Source organism: Nitratidesulfovibrio sp. HK-II, assembly GCF_003402415.2.
Classification (GTDB): Bacteria; Desulfobacterota; Desulfovibrionia; order Desulfovibrionales; family Desulfovibrionaceae; genus Cupidesulfovibrio.
This window is the reverse complement of the sequence record NZ_AP036014.1, coordinates 1,117,701-1,137,143: the sequence shown is the minus strand read 5'-3', so window position 1 is coordinate 1,137,143 and position 19,443 is coordinate 1,117,701. Positions and strand designations below refer to the sequence as shown.

Annotated in this window: 18 protein-coding genes and 1 other RNA gene; 13 read left to right on the top strand and 6 right to left on the bottom strand. The window is 71.1% G+C overall.

Annotation, left to right across the window (positions count from 1 at the left end):
- The first annotated feature begins 323 nt into the window (after positions 1-323).
- Positions 324-1,328 (top strand): quinone oxidoreductase family protein, encoded by a 1,005-nt coding sequence (locus tag RVX_RS04600; RefSeq protein WP_116304914.1) that lies wholly within the window; start codon positions 324-326, stop codon positions 1,326-1,328.
- 29 nt (positions 1,329-1,357) lie between these two features.
- On the opposite strand, the gene RVX_RS04595 is transcribed toward RVX_RS04600, so the two are convergent.
- From RVX_RS04595 to RVX_RS04585, 3 genes are all read right to left on the bottom strand, one after another.
- Positions 1,358-2,128 carry a C-GCAxxG-C-C family protein gene (locus RVX_RS04595; RefSeq protein WP_230404378.1) on the bottom strand — a complete coding sequence of 257 codons (771 nt, stop codon included), beginning with the start codon at positions 2,126-2,128 and terminating at the stop codon, positions 1,358-1,360.
- 128 nt (positions 2,129-2,256) lie between these two features.
- A complete protein-coding gene (locus RVX_RS04590) occupies positions 2,257-2,778 on the bottom strand; it encodes a rhodanese-like domain-containing protein (RefSeq protein WP_116304913.1) in 522 nt (173 codons plus the stop codon).
- 105 nt (positions 2,779-2,883) lie between these two features.
- Positions 2,884-3,495, bottom strand: coding sequence for a MauE/DoxX family redox-associated membrane protein (locus tag RVX_RS04585; protein WP_420192415.1), 612 nt, complete (start codon positions 3,493-3,495; stop codon positions 2,884-2,886).
- A 52-nt stretch (positions 3,496-3,547) separates the two neighbouring features.
- Here RVX_RS04585 and cbiD point away from each other — a divergent pair, with 52 nt between their 5' ends.
- The 7 genes from cbiD to RVX_RS04550 all read left to right on the top strand — a co-directional run bounded on the left by cbiD (position 3,548) and on the right by RVX_RS04550 (position 12,529).
- Positions 3,548-5,017, top strand: coding sequence for a cobalt-precorrin-5B (C(1))-methyltransferase CbiD (gene cbiD / locus RVX_RS04580; RefSeq protein WP_116304912.1), 1,470 nt, complete (start codon positions 3,548-3,550; stop codon positions 5,015-5,017).
- Between the two features lie 77 nt (positions 5,018-5,094).
- On the top strand, positions 5,095-6,501 hold the full coding sequence (gene cbiE / locus RVX_RS04575) for a precorrin-6y C5,15-methyltransferase (decarboxylating) subunit CbiE (RefSeq protein ID WP_116304911.1): 1,407 nt from the start codon (positions 5,095-5,097) through the stop codon (positions 6,499-6,501).
- The gene (locus tag RVX_RS04570; protein WP_116304910.1) at positions 6,498-7,457 is read left to right on the top strand and encodes a substrate-binding periplasmic protein; all 960 of its coding nucleotides are present in this window, start codon (positions 6,498-6,500) and stop codon (positions 7,455-7,457) included. Before cbiE ends, RVX_RS04570 begins: the two co-directional genes overlap by 4 nt.
- Entirely contained in the window at positions 7,438-8,277 is an 840-nt protein-coding gene (cobM, locus tag RVX_RS04565; RefSeq protein WP_116304909.1) for a precorrin-4 C(11)-methyltransferase, read from the top strand. The genes RVX_RS04570 and cobM overlap by 20 nt, the downstream gene beginning before the upstream one ends.
- Before the next feature lie 228 nt (positions 8,278-8,505).
- Positions 8,506-9,717, top strand: a complete 1,212-nt coding sequence (locus RVX_RS04560; protein WP_116304908.1) for an ATP-binding protein — start codon at positions 8,506-8,508, stop codon at positions 9,715-9,717.
- A gap of 129 nt (positions 9,718-9,846) precedes the next feature.
- Positions 9,847-11,580, top strand: a complete 1,734-nt coding sequence (locus RVX_RS04555) for a multicopper oxidase family protein (RefSeq protein WP_116304907.1) — start codon at positions 9,847-9,849, stop codon at positions 11,578-11,580.
- A 139-nt stretch (positions 11,581-11,719) separates the two neighbouring features.
- A complete protein-coding gene (locus tag RVX_RS04550) occupies positions 11,720-12,529 on the top strand; it encodes a substrate-binding periplasmic protein (protein WP_116304906.1) in 810 nt (269 codons plus the stop codon).
- 82 nt (positions 12,530-12,611) lie between these two features.
- On the opposite strand, the gene RVX_RS04545 is transcribed toward RVX_RS04550, so the two are convergent.
- Positions 12,612-13,082, bottom strand: a complete 471-nt coding sequence (locus RVX_RS04545; protein ID WP_116304905.1) for an HAD family hydrolase — start codon at positions 13,080-13,082, stop codon at positions 12,612-12,614.
- Between the two features lie 274 nt (positions 13,083-13,356).
- Between RVX_RS04545 and glmU the strand changes: the two genes are divergently transcribed.
- The 5 genes from glmU to rny all read left to right on the top strand — a co-directional run bounded on the left by glmU (position 13,357) and on the right by rny (position 17,318).
- Entirely contained in the window at positions 13,357-14,724 is a 1,368-nt protein-coding gene (gene glmU, locus RVX_RS04540) for a bifunctional UDP-N-acetylglucosamine diphosphorylase/glucosamine-1-phosphate N-acetyltransferase GlmU (protein ID WP_116304904.1), read from the top strand.
- A 31-nt stretch (positions 14,725-14,755) separates the two neighbouring features.
- Positions 14,756-14,992: a cell division protein ZapB gene (gene zapB / locus RVX_RS04535; RefSeq protein WP_007523413.1), complete on the top strand. Its 237-nt coding sequence runs from the start codon at positions 14,756-14,758 to the stop codon at positions 14,990-14,992.
- Positions 14,993-15,007: 15 nt separating this feature from the next.
- A complete protein-coding gene (zapA, locus tag RVX_RS04530; RefSeq protein WP_007523415.1) occupies positions 15,008-15,271 on the top strand; it encodes a cell division protein ZapA in 264 nt (87 codons plus the stop codon).
- Positions 15,272-15,293: 22 nt separating this feature from the next.
- Positions 15,294-15,479: non-coding RNA, 6S RNA (gene ssrS / locus RVX_RS04525), on the top strand.
- Between the two features lie 279 nt (positions 15,480-15,758).
- A complete protein-coding gene (rny, locus tag RVX_RS04520) occupies positions 15,759-17,318 on the top strand; it encodes a ribonuclease Y (RefSeq protein WP_007523416.1) in 1,560 nt (519 codons plus the stop codon).
- A gap of 130 nt (positions 17,319-17,448) precedes the next feature.
- Here the strand turns inward: rny and RVX_RS04515 are convergent, their stop codons facing one another.
- Together RVX_RS04515 and RVX_RS04510 are read right to left on the bottom strand one after the other, a co-directional pair.
- Entirely contained in the window at positions 17,449-18,219 is a 771-nt protein-coding gene (locus tag RVX_RS04515; RefSeq protein WP_116304903.1) for a substrate-binding periplasmic protein, read from the bottom strand.
- Positions 18,220-18,455: 236 nt separating this feature from the next.
- On the bottom strand, positions 18,456-19,340 hold the full coding sequence (locus RVX_RS04510) for a 1,4-dihydroxy-6-naphthoate synthase (RefSeq protein ID WP_116304902.1): 885 nt from the start codon (positions 19,338-19,340) through the stop codon (positions 18,456-18,458).
- Between the last annotated feature and the right edge of the window lie 103 nt (positions 19,341-19,443).

Genomic DNA, 19,443 nt, shown 5'->3' with positions numbered 1-19,443 from the left:
CGGCGGGGCTTTCCTTTTGCGGGGCACGTCCCGCGCCCGCGCCGCCGTCACCCGCCCATACCCCGCCCCGTCACCACGGCCTCTTCAGTCACCGTCACCACGGGGTTACCACGTAACTTTCCGGTGCCGCCTTGTGCGAACCCCCAAGCTGCTCTACCATCCAGGGTGAAATACCGCCCCGGTCCGCAGTCCGCCAATCCGCCGATCCGCCGATCCGCATGTCCGGGCCGGACACGCCAGACACGCCAGACACGCCGAACACAACAGGCGGGGCACACCCGCACCGGCAACGACGCGGGCGCAAGCCCGCGAGGGAGGCACGCATGTCCCACTCGCCCGAAACATCCAAGGCCATCTTCTTCCATGAAACCGGCGGGCCGGAAGTGCTGCGCTGGGAAGACCACGTCCCAGGCACGCCCGGCCCCGGCGAGGCGCTGGTGCGCCACGGGGCCGTGGGGCTGAACTTCATCGACGTGTACCACCGCACCGGGCTCTACCCGCTGCCCGCGCTGCCCGCCATCCCCGGCATGGAGGGCGCGGGCACGGTGGAGGCCGTGGGCGAGGGCGTGACCGAACTGACCGGGGTGCGCCCCGGCGACCGGGTGGCATACGCGGGCAACCCGGTGGGGGCCTATGCCCAGCGCCGCCTGATACCCGCCCACCGGCTGGTGGCCCTGCCGGACGACATCGACTTCGTCACGGCGGCGGGCATGATGCTGCGCGGCATGACCGCGCGCTACCTGCTGTACGGCTGCTACCCGGTGCGCGAGGGCACCACCATGCTGGTGCATGCGGCGGCCGGGGGCGTGGGCTCGCTGGTGGTGCCGTGGGCCCGGCACCTGGGGGCCACGGTCATCGGCACGGCGGGCGACGAGGCCAAGGCGCAGCGCGCGCTGGCCAACGGCTGCCAGCACGTCATCCTGTACCGCAACGAAGACGTGGCGGTGAAGGTGCGCGAACTCACCGACGGGCGCGGCGTGGACGTGGTGTACGATTCGGTGGGGCAGGCCACGTTCATGGCCTCGCTGGATTGCCTGCGGCCCATGGGCACGCTGGTGTCGTTCGGCCAGTCGTCGGGCAGCGTGGAACCGTTCAGCCCCTCGCTGCTGGCGGCCAAGGGCTCGCTGTTCCTCACCCGCCCCAGCCTGATGCACTACACGGCGCAACGGGCCGACCTGCTGGCCCACGCCCGCGACCTGTTCGACGTGGTGCGCGCGGGCATCGTGCAGGTGCAGGTGAACCAGACCTTCCCGCTGGAGCAGGCGGCCGAGGCCCACCGCACCCTGGAATCGCGCCGGACCACGGGTTCTACCGTGCTGCTGGTGTAGGGAGCGGAAGAAGGGACGAAGCCGCCGGGTCAGGCCCGGCGGCGGAAGGGCAGGCGCAGCAGCGCCCGCAGGCGGTTGCGCCACAGGGTGCGCACCGTGTCCGCAGAAAGGGGGAAAGCCCCGTCACGCGGGCGCACGCCCTCGCGCAGCAGCGCGCGGGCGGCCAGCACGGCCCCCTTGCCCGTCAGGCTGCGGCACTGGGCGAAATGGGCGGCCTTGTCGTGATGCACGTGGCGGATGAGCACCCGGCAGCAGGTGGCCCCGCAGGCGGCGCGAAAATCATCGTGCATCCGGCGGGCCAGCGCGCGCCCCCTGGCGCCGCCCGCGCCGCGCTCCGGTCTGCCCCGGAACAGCCCCACGGCGGCCACCGCGCCGCTCAGTGCGCCGCAGGTGCAGCCCGCGCCGCCCATGCCCTGGCAGAACGGCGTGCCCAACGCGGCGGCCTCGTCCGGCGAGAGGGGGCCGCCCAGCGCCTCGGCCACGGCGTGCAGAACGGCCTCCGCGCAGAGCAGTTGCCGGGTGTCGAACAGGTTTTCGGCCCGGCGGCGAATGGCCTCGACGACAGGGTCGCCATCGGACAAAGCGGCTTCGGACGGTTCGGCAACGGCCGGGCCGGAAATCACCGGACCGGAAGTCAGCGGATCAGCAACGGACAGGGCATCACCCGACGAGCATTCGGAACCGGCGAAGCCGCCGCACCCGCCTTCCCCTTCGCCGCACGCGCCGCCGCAGCCCGCGCCGCCGGGCGCGGTGCACGGCGAGGCGTCCGTGCCGGGATCGGGAAGGGTGACTGTCTTCATGTCGGTAGGGTATGCCGCGTCACGCGGCCAGGCAAGCGGGCCGTCCGGCGGGCCGCCGGATTGGAGGCGCCCGGCGGGCAGGCAGGAAAGGCGGGACGACGCGGCATGCGCCGCCCCGCCGGAATCGGCTAGTTCACGGTCTTCGCGGGGTATCCGGCTTCCTTCCAGGCCACGATGCCGCCGGGCAGGCGGTACACGTTGGTGTAGCCCAGCTTCTTGGCCCACACCGCGCCGTTGTGCGAGCGGGTGCACTTGACGAAGCCGCAGTAGAACACCAACGGGCGGTCCTTGTCCGGGCCGAGCAGCTTTTCGAAGTCCTGTTCGGTCTTGTCGCCGGTTTCGGTCATCTTCCATTCCGGCATGTCCGGAATGGGGAACAGGAACTGCACCGCATTGGGAATGTGGTTCTTCTTGTACGAATCCTCGAAGGGCATGGTGTCGATGATGAGCATGTTCTTGCCCTCGTCCTGCCACTTCTTCAGTTCGGCCACGGTCAGCAGCCCGTAGCCGCCCTTCGCGGTATCACGCGCCAGCTTCACGGCCTTGGCCTCCAGGTCCACCTCGGACGGCCCGGCAAAGGGATTGTTGCACCCGGCAAGACCGAGCACGGCGAGCAGCATCAACGGAGCAACCAGCTTCTTCAACGACATCGCAACCTCCTCATTGTTTGTGGAACGAAATTCTTCACGTCCGGCACGTGGGCGTTCCGGACGCAGCGTCCGGACAGGGCGCAGGCATGGCATCGGGCGGGAACGTCAGCCCATGCGGCGGCGCAGCCGCCGCCATGCGTACAGGTAGGCAACCCCGGCCAACAGCACGAGGTCGCGCCAAAAGGCCCCGCGCAGGGCGGAACCGTCCTGCACGCCCTCCGGCAACTCGCCCGGGGCAAAGCAGCCGCAGTCGCCAATGGACAGCCCCGCCGCCAGCGCGTATCCCAGCACGCCGAGAAACAGCAGGCACATGGCCGCGATGGCGGCCAGGCTGCCGCGCACGGCGAACAGCAGGCCCGCCCCGGCGGCCACCTCCGCAAGGGGCAACAGCAGCGCCACCGGCCCCACCGCCCACACGGGCAGGATGGCGTAATGCTGGATGATCTCCGCAAACCCACGCACGTCGGCCAGCTTGGCCCCGCCCGCCGCCACGAAGACCAGCGCCAGCGCCACGCGCACCGCGCGCTGGCACCACACGCTGGCCAACAGGCACGACAGCGGGCGCGGCAGCAGGTGCGACAGGCGGTCGCGGGGCGCGGCGGCGCGGCAATCCGGTGATGCGGAAACGCCGCCAGGAAGCTGGTCGGCGTATCCGCCCTCCCCACTGCTGCGTGACGGGGCGTTTCCTGATAGCATGTACCGGTGGTTGCAAAGCATCGGGCCTGCGTCAAATCGATTGTTCCAATCGTTTAAAATGAAAAGTATTTGCATGAGTGATAGCACCCCCAGCGCACCATCCTCCGCCCTGTCCGCGCGGGGAGATTTCCCGGGCCACGCAGCCCCATGGACGGGTGCCGCAGCGACGGCCGATGGCGCGCCAGCATCCGCCAACGTTTCGCTGGCCGCCGAAGCTTCGCCTGACGGGGACGCCCCACCGCAGAACGGGGCAACCCTGCGCGAAGGATTCACCACCGGGTCCGCCCTGGCCGCCGCGGCCACGGCAGCCCTGCGCCTGCTGCTGCGCGGCGGGCGCGCGGCCACGGTGTCCGTGCCCCTGCCGCCCTTCTCCAGCGGTGAAGACCATGCCGCCCCGGCGGGCTGGCTGGACGTGCCCGTGGCGGAGGCCACACGGGTCGCTCCCATGCACATGGGCGCTGGCGCGGCCTTGGGCGCGGTCGTCAAGGACGGCGGCGACGACCCGGACGCCACCCATGGCGCGCGCATCGAGGCGCTGGTGGAATGCGCGGCCGAAGGCACGGCCCTGCCGGAAATCGGCGCAACACCGCAGGAAGAAGGCATATCCCCGGCCGGTGCGTCCAACCTGCCCGATCTGCTCCTGACCTTCCCCCGCGACGCCCCGCCGCGCGCCGCCACGGGCGCTGCCGCACCCTTTCCGCCGCCCATTGCCGCTTCCTCCAACGGCGTCACCGTACTGCTGCGCGGCGGCGCGGGCGTGGGTCTGGTCACCCTGCCCGGTCTGCCCGTGGCCGTGGGCGAACCGGCCATCAACCCGGAACCGCGCAGGCAACTGGCCTTCGCCATGCACCACGAGTGCGCGGCGGCGGGCTGGCGCGGCACGGTGCGCGTCACCGCGCGGGTGCCCGAAGGCCAGCGCATCGCCCGCCACACCCTCAACCCGCGCCTGGGCATCGTGGGGGGCATTTCCATCCTCGGCACGCGGGGCACGGTACGTCCCTACAGCCACGATGCATGGCAGGCTGCCGTGGCCCAGGGGCTGGACGTGGCCAGGGCCGCCGGACTGACAGAGGTCTGCCTGTCCACGGGGCGGCGCAGCGAAACCCTGCTCATGCGCGCCCACCCCGCCCTGCCGCAGCTGGCCTTCGTGCAGGCGGCGGACTTCGCCGCCTTTTCGCTGGCCGCCGCCGCGCAGCGGGGCTTCACGCGGGTGGCCTGGGGATGCTTTTTCGGCAAGCTGGTCAAGCTGGCGCAGGGGCTGCCGCACACCCACGCCCACACCGCGCCGCTGGATCTGCCCCTGCTGGCGCAATGGGCCCTGGACGCGGGCGCGGGCAAGGCCGCCTGCGCGCACATCGCCGCCGCCAACACCGCCGGACAGGCCCTGGAAATCCTGCTGGCCGACCCGGCCCACCCCGCCGTGCTGCGGCACGTGGCCGAACGGGCCCGCGCGACGGCCCACCGCTGGACAGGCGGAACGGAAACCGTCACGGTGACCGTGCACCTCTTCCACATGGACGGCAGATGTCTGGTGACGGCATGACGCACGCGGCGACCCCACACCCACTTTCCCCGGATGCAACATTGGGCGGGGCACGACCGGCCTCCCCGGCCTTCTTGATGACGCCCCCGCTGACGGTTGTCGGCTGCGGCCTGCGCGGCAGCCCCCTGCCGCCCGGCCACGCCGCCGCCATCGCGGACGCGCAGGCGCTGGCGGGCGGGGCGCGGCTGCTGGAAGCCTTCGCGGACCACCCCGGCGAGCGCATCGTCATCGGTGCCCCGCTGGACCCCGCGCTGGCGGCCATCGACGCGTGCCGGGCGCGCGGCCTGCGCGTGGCCGTGCTGGCCGACGGCGACCCGCTGTTCTTCGGCATCGGCGCGCGGCTGGCCCGCCACTTCGGCCCCGACGCGCTGCGGGTGCTGCCCGGCGCGTCCAGCCTGCAAGAGGCCGCCGCCCGCCTGGCCCTGCCGTGGCAGGAGGCGCGCTGCGTCTCCCTGCACGGCCGCGACGATTTCCGGCCGCTCACGGCGGCCCTGCGCGCCGCCCTGCGGTCGGGCTGCCCGGTATGCGTGCTGACCGATGGGCGCAACACGCCCGGGGCCATCGCCCGGTTCCTGCTCGCGCGCGGGGTGCGCGGCCTGCGCCTGCACGCCTTCGCCGACATGGGCAGCGCCAGCGAGCGCCACGTGGTGCTCGACCTGCCGCACGGCGGGCAGGGAAGCCGGGACGACGCCCGCGCCACGGCGGATGCCGCCGCCCCCGCGCAACGTGGCGGCCTGAACGGACGAAACAGACTGGACGAACTTGAGGCGCTGGACGAGTTGGACGAACTGGACGAATTGGGCGGCAACTGCACGGTGCTGCTGGTTCCCCGCCCCGCCCCGGCCCCGTCCCCCCACGCCGCTGGCGGAAAGGGCGCGCCGCCCGCGCTGGGCATTGCCGACGCCGACTTCGCCGTGCAGGCCCGGCTGATCACCAAATGGCCGGTGCGCGCCGCAGGGCTGGCCGCCCTGCGCATCGCCCCCGCCCACACCGTGTGGGACCTTGGCGCGGGCAGCGGGGCCGTGTCCGTCGAGGCCGCCGCGCTGGCCCACGACGGCCTGGTGGTGGCCGTGGAGCGCGACGCCGCCCGCATCGCCCTGATCGAGGAAAACCGCCGCCGCTTCCACGCGCCCAACCTGCACGTGGTCCACGCCGACCTGCCGGGCTGCCTGGACGAACTGCCCGACCCCGACCGGGTGTTCATCGGCGGCGGGCTGGGGGGAGACGGACACACCCCTCACGCGGACCCGCTGCTGGACGCGGTGTGCCGCCGCCTGCCCCCCGGCGGGCGGCTGGTTGTCCACTGCGTGCTGCTGGGCACGCTGGAACGGGTGCGCGCCGCGCTGGCCCGGCACGGCTGGCCCGCCGAAATTTCGTGCATCCAGGCCAGCGAAGCCGTGCCCCTGGCGGGCGACCTGCGCCTTGCGGCCCTGAACCCCGTGTTCATCGTGGCCGCCGCCAAACCCGGAGGTGACGCCCGATGACGCCCGCGCCACACCGCATCCCGCCGTGCCTCGCCGCGCTGCTGGCCGTCCTGTCGGCCGCCCTGCTGACTCTTGCCGGGCTTTTCCCGGCAACGGTCCGGCCAGCCGGGGCCGCTGCCGCTGCCCCCGCCCCTACCCCCAACCCTACCCCCATCGCTACCCATGACGCCCTGGAAGCCGCGCCGCTCCGGGTGTTCATCCTCGACCAGCCGCCCTGGTCCTACACCTGCGGCGGCCAGGCCGTGGGCGGAGCCGTGGAGGTGGCGCGCGTGGTGTTGCACAGGCTGGGCCGCAGCGTGGAATTCCAGATGCTGCCCTTCAACCGGGGGGTCGAACTGGTGGCGCAGGGCAAGCTGGACGCGGCCCTGGGGCTGTACCGCACCCCGAAACGCGAGACGCGTTTCCATTTCAGCAGCGTGCCCCTGTACGACGACGAGGTGGTGATGCTGGTGCCCTCCCCCGTTTCCGGCAACGCCCCCGGCACACCGGCGGCCCCCTCTCCGGAGGCTTCCCCCTCGAAGACGTCCCCGCCGGACTCCGGCACCGTGCGCGACGCCGCCCTTTACGGCGACAAGCCCCTTGCCGTGGTGCTGGGCTACAGCTACGGGCCCACGCTGGATACCCTGTTCGCCCAGCCGGGGATGGTGCGCATTTCCAACGTCTATTCGCTCGAAGAGGCCGTGCAGGCGCTGCTGGACGGCCGCGTGGGCGGGGCGCCCGGCGACCGGCTCACGCTGCGTCAACTGGTCCGGCGGCTGGCCCCCGGCAGCGCCCCCACGCTGGCAGGACCGCCCTTCGACTATGTTTCCGCGTACATGGCCTTCGCCCCCAGCGAATCCAACCTGGCCCTGGCGCGCGATTTCGACCGGCTGATGGGGCAGATGCGCGCCTCTGGCGAATACGCCGCCATCATCGCGGAAGCCTTCAGGATACACGATGCCCATTACCCGCAATGACGCCACCGGCAGCGGCCCCGTTCCCTCGCGGGGCCACGTATGGTTCGTGGGGGCCGGTCCCGGCGACCCGGAACTGCTCACCCTGAAGGCCCGGCGCATCATCGGGACGGCCGACCTCGTGCTCTACGCGGGTTCGCTGGTGCCGCCGGAAGTGGTGGCATGCGCCCGGCCGGACGCGCGGGTGGTCGATTCCGCCCCGCTCACGCTGGAGCAAACCCACGCCCTGCTGCGCGAAACGGCCCTTTCCGGCGGCGTGGCCGCACGGGTGCACACCGGCGACCCTTCGCTGTACGGCACCGTGCGCGAACAGATGCGCCTGCTGCATGCCGAGGGCATCGCCTGCTCGGTGGTGCCGGGGGTGACGGCGGCCTTCGCCGCCGCTGCCGCCGCCGGGGTGTCGTTCACCGTGCCGGAGGTCACCCAATCGCTGGTGATCACCCGGCTGGAAGGCCGCACCCCCGTGCCGGAGACGGAACAACTGCGCGAACTGGCCCGCCACGGCTGCTCCATGGCCGTGTACCTTTCCGCCGCCGCCCCGGAACGGCTGGAAGAGGAACTGGCCGCCGCGGGCATCGCCGCGCACACGCCGGTACTGGCGGCCCATCGGGTGGGCTGGCCCGACCAGGCCCTGGCCTGGACCACGGCGGGCGGGCTGGCCGAAACCGTGCGTCGGCAAGGCTTTTCGCGCCAGACGGTGTTCCTGGTGCTGCCCGGCGAGGCCGCCGGGGACACGGCATCGCGCCTGTACGCGGCCGACTTCGCCCACGGCTGGCGCGCCGCCCCCCAGGCGGACAAGGATGGAACGGGCGGCGAGGGCTGACCCGGCCGCCGCGCCCGGCAATTCCCGCCATCTCCCCGCCCCGCCATATCCCGCCAATCCCCACTGACGGCCGCTGCTGTCCTCGGCAGGCCCGGCGCGCCCCATGCGACCTTTGCGTGACAATGCGCCGCAAGGTTGCATCGCCTTCCGGATGGGGGCATCATGACGGCAATGTCCTGAAGGCCCTGTTTGCCCAGCCCGGTCCCCCGCCCGCCAACGGGAGGTCCCATGCGCCCCGCGGATATCCTGCGCGCCCTGTCCCGCGGCCTGCTCCGGCTGCTGCTCGCGCCGCTGCGGCCCTCTGCCCGCGCCTTCTGGCGCGCCGCCCTCAACCGCCCGCACGGCAGCTTCATCGAGGCCCTGCACGGCTACGTCTACCTGCGCTGGCCGTTCTTCTACATCGGCGTGGGCACCGGGCGGCACCCGCTGGCCCGCTGGCTGGCGGGGCCGCTGGCCCGGCTGGGCGGCCTGCTGGGGGTATGGGGCCCCATCGAGACCTTCGGGCCGGAATTCGCCCAGGGCTACCACGGCAAGGTCATGCCGCCGGGCACCGCGCCCCGGCTCATCGCGGTGGCGCGGGCGGTGTGCACCACGGTGCCGGAAACGGTGCTGCCCTTCCGCATGGCGCGCGACATCATCCTCGACAACGCCGACGCCCTGGCACTGCTGGACTGCCCCTGCCGCCTGACCAAGGAGGACCACTGCACCCCGGTGGACGTATGCATCCTGGCCGGTGGGCCGGTGGTGGACTTCGTGCTGGACCACCACCCGGACAAGGCCCGCCGCGTGACGCCGGACGAAGCCATTGCCGTGGTGGAGGCGGAAAACCGGCGCGGCCACGTCTCGCACGCGTTCTTCAAGGAGGCGGTGCTGGGCCGCTACTACGCCATCTGCAACTGCTGCACCTGCTGCTGCGGGGCCATGCAGGCCCACCGCGAGGGCACGCCCATGCTGGTTTCATCCGGCTACGTGGCCCGTGTGGACGAAGGAGCCTGCACCGGGTGCGGCCTGTGCGCGCGCGTCTGCCCCTTCGAGGCGGTGCGCATGGCCAGACCGCCCGCACCGTGCACGCCCGCGCCAAACAAGACCAGGCCAGACACGCCGGTGCCGGACGCTCTGTTGCCAGACACGGCCGCCGCCGCGCCCAGCCGCCGCGCCGACACCCACCGCAGCGCCCGCCCGGTCATCGCCCCTGCCGCCTGCATGGGCTGCGGCGTGTGCGAACTGCGCTGCCCCGGCAAGGCCATCCACCTCGCGCTTGCGGCGGACAAGCCCGCCCCGCTGGTGCTGCCCGGCGAGGAGGCCCCGGTGGCGCTGGCCCATCCGGACCTGTCGCGGCCAGACGCCGCGAGGTCGAATGCCTCCGTCGGGAACCGGGCCGCTCGCCAGCGCGGCGCGGAACCGCCGTCCACGGGCGGCAGCGCCAGCACCCCCGGCTAGCGCGCCGCAGCGCGATACCGCACGCGCTTCACTTTCGCGGGCATCCGCGCTATTCTGTGCATGTTATTTCGGGCTATTGCGGGCGCAGGCGCACACGAGACGCAGCCCACCGAAAACGCAGGAGCAACCATGCGGCGCATCGGCAGACGACGTTTCCTGAAACTGGCCGGGACGACCGCGCTCACCGGGGCGGTCTGGGCCCTGCGCCCCGGCCCATGGGCCACGGCCCTCGCCGCGCAGGACGCCTCCGCCCCGCGCCCGATCGCCGTTCCGCTCCCCGCGCCGCGCCCGCTTGCCGGGCTGACCACCGCCGCCACGTTCGACACCCCCCTGCCCCTGCCCGGCGACCATTCGTTCATGGGCCTCATGGACGGCGCGGCGCGCATCGAACTTTCCGCCACCGCCGCGCCCCGCCAGGCCGCAGACGAGACGCCCGCCGCGCCCCCGCTGTGTCTGGAAACAGACCACGCGGGCCGCCCCTACTGGAGCCCCACCCTGGTCATCCAGCGCGGCGCCGCGTTGCGGGTGCGGCTGGTGAACCGGCTGGACGCCCCCACGCTGCTGCGCTGGCACGGCCTGACCGCCGACTGGCGCATGGGCGGCCACCCGGTGATGATGCTGCTGCCCGGCGCGACATTCGAGTACCGCATCACCGTGCGCAACCGCGCGGGCGTGTACCCGTACCATGCCATCGCGCCCGGGTTCGCGGGCCGCCAGACCCACCAGGGCATGACGGGCCTGTGCCTGGTGGACGACGAGGAAGAGCGCGCCGCCCTCGCGGCCATGGACATCGAGCCGCTGGGGGCCTCCGGGACCGGGGCCTACCGCAGGTGGGGACAGGACCAGGGCTCCGGCCCTTCGGACATCCCCCTGCTGTTCCAGGACCGCCGCCTGGACCGCGACGGCGTGCCGGTCTATGCGCCCAACCTGGACGACCGGGTTTCGGGCCTGATCGGCGACGTGCTCACGGTCAACGGCGTGCCCGGCGCGCGGCTGGACGTGGTCACCCGCATGTACCGCCTGCGCCTCGTCAACATGTGCAACGCGCGCATCCTGCACGCGGGGCTGGCCCGCGCGGACGGCGGGCCGCTGCCCTTCCTGCTCATGGGCGTCGACGGCGGCATGCTGGAACGCCCGCTGCCCGTGCAACGCCTGTTCCTGGGCCCCGGCGAGCGGGCCGACATCCTGGTGGATCTGCGCGCCGCCAGCCCCGGCGACGAACTCTACGTGGTCAACCTGCCCTTCGACCCCATGCGCCGGGCCGGGGCCGCGTCCGGCGGGGCCGGGTCGCCCGGCGAGGGAGAGGCGGCGCGCCTCGTGCGGCTGCGGGTGATGCAGCGCGCGGACTATGACCTGCCCGTGCCCGTGCGGCTGTGCGAAGCCCCCCCCGCGCCCGCCGTGCCGCAGGGTCCGCCCCGCCGTCTGCACGTCGCGCGCGGCGAGGTCATGGGCCGCCCCTCGTGGCTGCTGAACGGCCAGCCCTTTGCCCTGCGCCACGACACGGGGGCCGACCTGCCCGACGATTTTCCGGCCCAGCGCGTGCCCCGGCGCGAGGCGGAAGTGTGGGAACTGTCCAACGACGCGGTGTCCATCCCCCACCCCCTGCACCTGGCGGGCTACCAGATGCGCGTGCTGGAACGGCGCGCAAGCCCCCCGCAGGTGGCGGCGCTGGCCGTGGACGCAAGCGGCCGTTCCGCCGCCGAGACGGGCATCAAGGACACGGTGCTGGTCTGGCCCGGCGAAACGGTGAAGGTGCTGGTGGATTTTCGCGACAGCCCGGCGGAACCGCAGCGCGCCGCGCTGTATTCGCGCGTGCTGGAATGTCTGGATGACGGGATGGTGCAGGATGTGGCCGTTCCCTGATTGCCCGCCCCCCCCGGCAGATTCCACCGGATTTCTCGCCCTGCGGCCCCGCTGGCCCCATCGGCCCCATCGGCCTGGCGCGTCGTCGGCCAGGCGATCGGTCGGACCACGGGGCCTGCGTCTGGTCCGCACCGTGGCCATGCTGGGGCTGGCCGCCTGCCTGCTGCTGGCCGCGCCCGCAGGACAGTGCGCGGACGACGCCCGCCAGCCCGGCCCAATCAGCCATTCCGCCCCGCCGACCATCCTCTTCGACGAGGACCAGCCCCCCTACGCCTACCGGCCTTCGTCAGAAAGCCAGCAGCCGCGCGGCATCTATCCGGAACTGGCGGCAGAGGCGTTCCGGCGCATGGGCCTGCACCCGGCCATGGAACCGGCCCCCTGGGCCCGGGCCATGGCCGCGCTGGACGCCGGGCGCGCCGGAGTATGCGGCCTGTACGTCACCGGCCAGCGCCTGCTGCGGCACGACTTTTCGTCTCCCATGTTCGAGGAGCACCTGCATCTGGTGATTCCGGCAAGCGCGACAGTGCCCGCCGCCCTTGCCACGCCCACCGGCGCGGCAAGCGATACGTTCGCCGCTCTGCGGGGCATGCGCCTGGGCGTGGTGCGCGGGTGGAGCTACGGCGACGCGCTGGACGCAGCCCGCGCCTCGGGCGCGTTCACGGCTGAAGAAGCGGGCAGCGAGGCCCAGAACATGCTCAAGGTGGCCGGAGGGCGGCTGGACGGGGCCATCGTCTCCCGCGAAGGGGCGGCATGGCTGCAGGAACGGCTGGGGCTGACCCGCCTCGTAACGGTGGCCCCCCGCCCGCTGGCGGTGATGCCGGTGCATCTGGCCTTTCGCAGGCAGGCGGGCCAACGCGCGCTGTTGCGCGCCTTCGACGCGGCCATCCGCGAGATGCGCGCGGACGGCACCCACCGCCGCATCGTTGAGCGCGCCCTGAACGGGCAGTAGCCAAAGGGCACGGCTTCCCGGCGCGGCCTGCCGACCCCGCCGGGACTTGCGCGGGCATCCGCCCCGCGAACGGGGGCGTGCCCTAGCGGCGCAACGTGGCCACCAGCCGCAGCGGATGCAGCAACAGGTCCAGCCCGTCGCAGATGTGGCGCACGGCCACGTCGGCGGCGCACAGCGTCTGCACCGAAGCCCCTTCGTCGCCCATCACCGCCACGGAAAGCCCCGCCTCCAGCAGCATGAGCAGGTCGTTGCGCCCGTTGCCCACGGCCACGGTGCGCAGCGAGCCCAGGTCGGCCACGTAGCGCCGCTTGGCCTCGTCCTGCATGCCGGGCGGCAGCACGTGCAGGCGCACCGGCAGCCCGGCCAGCGCCGAGGCCACGGTGCCGAAGGTGTCGGCCGTGACCACGTGCACGGCCAGTTCGCCGGACAGCCTGGTTATGCGTTCGGCCACGCCCTGCACCAGCGCGCCCGAGGCTGCCATGGTGCCGTTGTAGTCGAGCACCAGGTGTTCCAGTTCCAGGGCCTCGCGGCCCGGTATTTCAAGTCTGAGCATGTCGCCTACCCCGGTTGCGCGTCCCTGTCCCCCTCCGGACCATCGGGACGCATGCGGCCCCCCCGCTGTTTCCCCCGCGCGGTGCGCGCTTCGTCCCTGTAGCCCGTTGCGCCGGGCGAGGCAACGCGTGCGTCCCCGCCCGGTGGCGCAGCCGCCCCGCCTCGCCCCTGCCTTCCCCACTGGACAGCCCGTGCACGGGGGGCTAGAAGCCAGACGACGCAACCGGCCGCCGGTTGCGCACCCCCGAAACACATCCCTTCGCAACGGAGGACACATGGCGTCCATCACCGGCGCTCTCATACTGGCAGCGGGCAAGGGCACCCGCATGCATTCAGACAAGCCCAAGGTATTGCAGTCCATTCTGGGCGAACCCATGCTGCGCTTCGTGCACGACGCGCTGGCCCCGGTCTTCGGGGACAACGTGTGGACCGTCATCGGCCACAAGGCCGATATGGTGCGCGAGGCGTTCAAGGGCGAAGACCGCCGCTTCGTGGTGCAGGAAAAGCAACTGGGCACCGGCCATGCCCTGCAGGCCGCGTGGGACGAACTGAAGGCCGCGGGCCTTGACCGCGTGGTGGTGGTCAACGGCGACACGCCGCTCCTGCCCACCTCCACCGTGGCCACCTTTCTGAAAGAGGCCATGGACTGCGACGTGGCCTTCATGACCCTGACCCTGCCCGACCCCGGCGCGTACGGCCGCGTGGTGCGCCACAACCGCCGCGTGGTGGCCATCGTCGAGGCCAAGGACTACGACGAAACCCTGTACGGCCCGGAACCGGACGAGATCAACGCGGGCATCTACTGCCTGCGCATGGACGCGGTGGAAAAACTGCTGCCGCGCCTGACCAACGCCAACAAGAGCGGCGAATACTACATCACCGACCTGGTGGGCCTTGCCGTGTCCGAGCGCATGGACGTCATCGGCGTGGAATGCGGGCAGGATCCCAACCTGCTCGGGGTCAACGACCCGGCCGAGCTGATCCGGTCCGAGGCGTTGGTGCGCGCGCGCATCGTCATGAACTGGATAGAGAAGCGCGTGCTCATCCATGCGCCGGAAACCGTGCGCGTAAGCCCGCGCGCCGTGCTTGAACCGGGCGCGGAAATCTACGGCCCCTGCGAAATCTACGGGGCTTCGCGCATCGCGCGCGGGGCCATGGTGCATTCGCACTGCTGGCTGCGCGATGCCGTGGTGGCCGAAGGCGCGACCGTGCATCCCTTCAGCCACGTGGAAAAGGCCGAAATCGGCCCCGACTGCGTGGTGGGCCCCTACGCCCGCCTGCGCCCCGGCGCGGTGATGGAAGAAGGCGCGCGCGTGGGCAACTTCGTGGAAATGAAAAAGGCCCGCCTGGGCAAGGGCGCCAAGGCCAACCACCTGACCTATCTTGGCGACGCCGAGGTAGGCGCGGGGGCCAACATCGGCGCGGGCACCATCACCTGCAACTACGACGGCGCGCACAAGCACAAGACCGTCATCGGCGAAGGGGCCTTCATCGGCAGCAACAGCGCGCTGGTGGCCCCGGTGACCGTGGGGGCGGGCAGCCTGGTGGGGGCGGGGTCGGTGATCACCAAGGACGTGCCCGACGATTCGCTGGCCATCGCGCGGGGCCGCCAGACGAACCTGCCGCGCCGCAGGAACCCTTGATTTCACGCCGTGAAACGGCTAGTTATCGGACATGGAACTGATTGACCTGCTTGAAACCCGCGTCACGGCGCTCCTGTCGCAGCTTGAAACCCTGCGCGAGGAGAACCGTCGCCTTCAGGAAGAGGTAGAAGGCGGACTTTCGGCGCTGGCGGAAGAGAACCGAACCCTCAGGGAAGCCCTTGAAGAAGAGCGCACCGTGAAAGATGCGGTGCTTACGCGCATCGACGCGCTGCTGCTCCGCCTCAAGGACCAAACCGGCGACGCCTAGGCGCGTCGAGGCCCCATGCGTACATACAACCTCACCGTCCTGGGGCTTGAGGTTTCCTTCAAGGCCGAGGCCGACCCCGCAAGGGTCGAAACCGCCAAGGCCCTGGTGGAAGAACGGTTCAACAGACTGAAGTTCCACGGAAGACAGCTCAGCAAGGAGAAGCTGCTGACCTTTCTGGTACTGGGACTGGCGGATGACCTGTTGCAGTCTACCCAGCAGAAGGACGAAATGCGCGCGCGCATGGAGGCCCTGCTGGCGAAAATAGAGGAATCTGCGTAACTCCCGTTGCGCCGATGCATAACGATCCCTGGAGTGTGCGTGATTGACCTGCCATCGCTGACCTCACAAGAAAAAATGAGGGGACCTGTACGGCGGACCGGTGTGCACACCCGGCCCCGCGCCGGGGAGCCTGAAGGCCCGCCCGAGGTCCCCACCCTGACATAGTCAGGTCCTGCTTTGGCACGTCACACGGCGCTCCGGGGCTTCCACATGCCCCTCGCCCCCAACAAGGCCCGCCCGGCGGGGCGTCCGCGTTTAGCACAAGAGTGCGCGGACCCCGGCGACGTGGCCGCCCGTCCCTCCTTGCCCGAGTGCTCGTCTTCCCCGTGCTCATGGAATCGGCACGGTGACCGGGTGCGTCCCTGCTCCGTCGCATGGCCCGCCGCCCCACGCTGGGCGGCCGCCCGCACGGCCCGCGCGACGCACACCGGCCCGTTGCCGGAAGCGACATCGGACGCTGGTCCGACACCATAACGGGAGTTGCAGTATGGGGCTCATGGAAATCATCTACGTCGTCGTGGGAGCGATCATCGGCGCGGCATCGGGCTATGCCCTGCACCGCTACGTCAGCTCCAAGCGCATCGCCGATGCCAACGAACTCGCCAAGCGCATCGTCGAGGAAGCCCGCAAGGAAGCACAGGCCCAGAAGAAGGAAATCCTGCTTCAGGGCCAGGACGAAATTTTTCATCAGAAGCGCGAACTGGAGCACGAATTCAAGGAGCGCGAGCGTGAACTGAAGGCCCGCGACCGCAAGATGCAGGAACAGGGCGAACGCCTTGAGGAAAAGCTGGAGAAGGCCACCGAGAAGGAACATGAGGTGCTCGCCGCGGAGAAGGAACTGACCCGCCGCGAACGACGCATGTCCGAAATGGAGGAGCAGATATCCAGCCGCATCGAGGAACAGGAACGCCGCCTGCAGGAAATCTCGGGCCTGACCGCCGAAGAGGCGAAATCGCGTCTTTTCGAAGACATCGAGGCGCGCACCCGGCATGAAGCCGCCAAGATGATCCGGCTCATCGAAACCGAATCGAAGGAAACCGCCGACCGCAAGGCCAAGGAAATCATCGCCAACGCCATCCAGCGCTACGCCGGCGACTACGTGGGCGAGCAGACGGTGACGGCCGTGACCCTGCCGAGCGAGGACATGAAGGGCCGCATCATCGGCCGCGAGGGGCGCAACATCCGCGCGCTGGAAGCGGCCACCGGCGTGGACCTGATCATCGACGACACCCCCGAGACGGTCATCCTTTCCGCCTACAGCCCGCTGCGCCGCCAGGTGGCCAAGATGGCCCTGGAACGACTGATCCAGGACGGGCGCATCCACCCCGCGCGCATCGAGGACATCGTGCGCAAGTGCGAGCAGGAACTGGACGTGCAGATCCGCGAGGTGGGCGAACAGGCCACCTTCGACGCGGGCGTGCACGGCATCCACGCCGACATCGTGCGCCTGCTGGGCCAGCTGAAGTACCGCACCAGCTTCTCGCAGAACGTGCTGCAACACTCGCTGGAAGTGGCCGCCCTGTGTGGCATGATGGCCGCGGAACTCGGCATGGACATCAAGAAGGCCAAGCGCGCGGGCCTCTTGCACGACATCGGCAAGGCCGTGGACCACGAGGTGGAAGGGCCGCACGCCATCATCGGCGCGGACATCGCCAAGAAGTACAACGAGAGCAAGGAAATCATCCACGCCATCGCCGCCCACCACGAGGACACCCCGCCCAAGTCCGCCCTGGCCGTGCTGGTGCAGGCCGCCGACGGCCTGTCCGGCGCACGCCCCGGCGCGCGCAAGGAACTGCTGGAAAACTACGTGAAGCGGCTTGAAGACCTGGAAAACATCGCCACCGGCTTCGACGGCGTGGCCAAGGCCTACGCCATCCAGGCGGGCCGCGAGATCCGCGTCATGGTCAATTCCGACAACGTGGACGACGACCAGACCTACATGCTGTGCAAGGACATCGCGGGCAAGATCGAAAAGAACCTGACCTATCCCGGCCAGATCCGGGTCACGGTCATCCGCGAACGCCGCGCCGTGGGCTTCGCCAAGTAGCCCGCGCGCAGAGCGCCTTTCCTCCGCATGCATCAAAGCCCGGCCGCAAGGCCGGGCTTTTTCGCGTTCCGGGGAACGGGCCGCGCCGGGAACGTCGCATCCGTCGCGGCGGCACGCTCACCGCCGCCCGTCACTGCTCCAGATGCCTGCGCGCAAGGCGGCGCAGCGTGCCGTCCTCTTCCATGCGGCGCAGGGCCACGTCTATGCGGCGCACCGTCTCATCCGGCACGGTCAGCGGCCAGAACACGTGCACCGGCAGTTCCAGCCCCACGGCCTCGGTCCGCATCCGGGGAGATTCGGCGGGGTCCAGCAGGCGCGCGGCCCCGGCCTCGCCCACCAGCGCCACCTGCACACGGCCCGCCTCCAGTTTGCGCAGGCACAGCGCCTCGCTGGGCGCGGGGTCCAGCCGCCATGCCGCGTCGGCCTGCATCGCATCCAACGAAGGGCCATAGTTCCAGCCCTCCACGATGCAGGTGCGGTACGGACGCAGATCCGCCAGGCGGCTGCCGTGAAACGGGGTCTCCACGGGCAGCACGGCCACGATGCGCTCATGGTGCAGGGGCAGGCTGACGCGCCACTGGCCTCGCGCCCGCGTGGTGGCGAAGGCGCCGCCAAGGGCGGCCTCGCCCGTTTCCAGCGCGCGCAGGGCGCGCGTCCACGGAACCGCGCGAATGTCCAGCGGCACGCCGGAACGGCGCGCGGCCTCGCGCAGGATCTCCGGATACAGCCCGGCTGGCCTTCCGGCGTCGTCACGATAGGAAAGGGGAAAATGCTCGTCGTTGCACAGCACGGCTGGCGACGCGGGGCGCGCCGCCGCCGGATGCCCCAGCAGCGCCAGCGCCAGCGCCACGCCCGCTCCCAGCATGGTCAGATGCAGCAGGAATCCCGATGGCCGCGACATGGGTCCCCCCCCCGGCGGCATGGCCGCCCCGCAGTCCGCGTGTCGATGGCTGGTCTCTGGCTTCCGCCCGCCCTTGCCGCATGACTGCGAGGGCGGTGCGGCCCTCGCAACGCCGCCAGGCAACGCCCGGTCGCACCGTTGAGCGTTTACCCAACATTATGAACAGCTATGATGCGTCCGGTCCATTGTCAATGCGTCGCGCCGTCCCATCCTATAAAGGGGCATGCGCGCGCCCCCTATATTCCGGCAAACAGGGAACAGCCGGACGTGGCAGACCCGGGCAGCGGCCGTCCGGCCAGGGCGGCGGCCTTTTCCAGCAGCACGCGGATGGCCGCGCGGCCCTCGTCGCGCAAATCCAGGCTGAAATCGTTGACGAAGGTGCGAATGTGGCTGTCGATGACCGTGTCGGCCATTTCCTGCGCGTGTTCCCGTATCCACGCGCGCGAAGCCGCCGGGTTGGCGTTGGCGTGTTCCAGGCTGCGGCGGATGGCGTCCTGCACGGCCAGAATGGTTTCCATGCCCAGGTCGCGCCGCGCGGCAATGGCCCCCAGCGGCAGGGGCAGCCCGTAGGCGGATTCCCACCACTGGCCCAGGTCCAGCACGCAATGCAGGCCGAAGGCTCCATAGGTGAACCGCCCCTCGTGGATGACCAGACCGCAGTCGGCCTTGCCGGAGGCCACGGCGGGCATGACCTGGTCGAACACCATTTCCTCGCGCGGGCCTTGCAGCACGCCATGCAGCGACAGCAGCAGGTTGGCCGTGGTCATGCGGCCGGGTATGGCCACCCGCGCACCGGCCAGGTCGGCGGGGGACAAGGGCTCGCGCGCCACCAGCAGCGGCCCGCAGCCGCGCCCCAGCGCCGCCCCGGAATTGAGCAGCACGTAGTCGTCCAGCACGTGGGCCATGGCCGCCAGCGACAGCTTGGTCACCTGCAACGTGCCCGCGCGGGCGCGGCCGTTCAGTTCCTCCACGTCGGCCATGAACAGGTCGAACCCGCAGGGCAGGTCTATGCACCCTTTGGCCAGTGCGTGGAAGATGTAGGTGTCGTTGGGGCAGGGGGAAATGCCCAGCGACAGGGTGCGCGGGACGGCATACTGGGGCTGTACGGACGGGGAAGACATGCAATCGACCTTGCTGCGCCGCCCGGTTGGCCGGACGGATGGAATGGATGGGGGCATGGCGGAACAATGAACGGCGGAAAGGTTGTGGGACCGGTACGGAGGG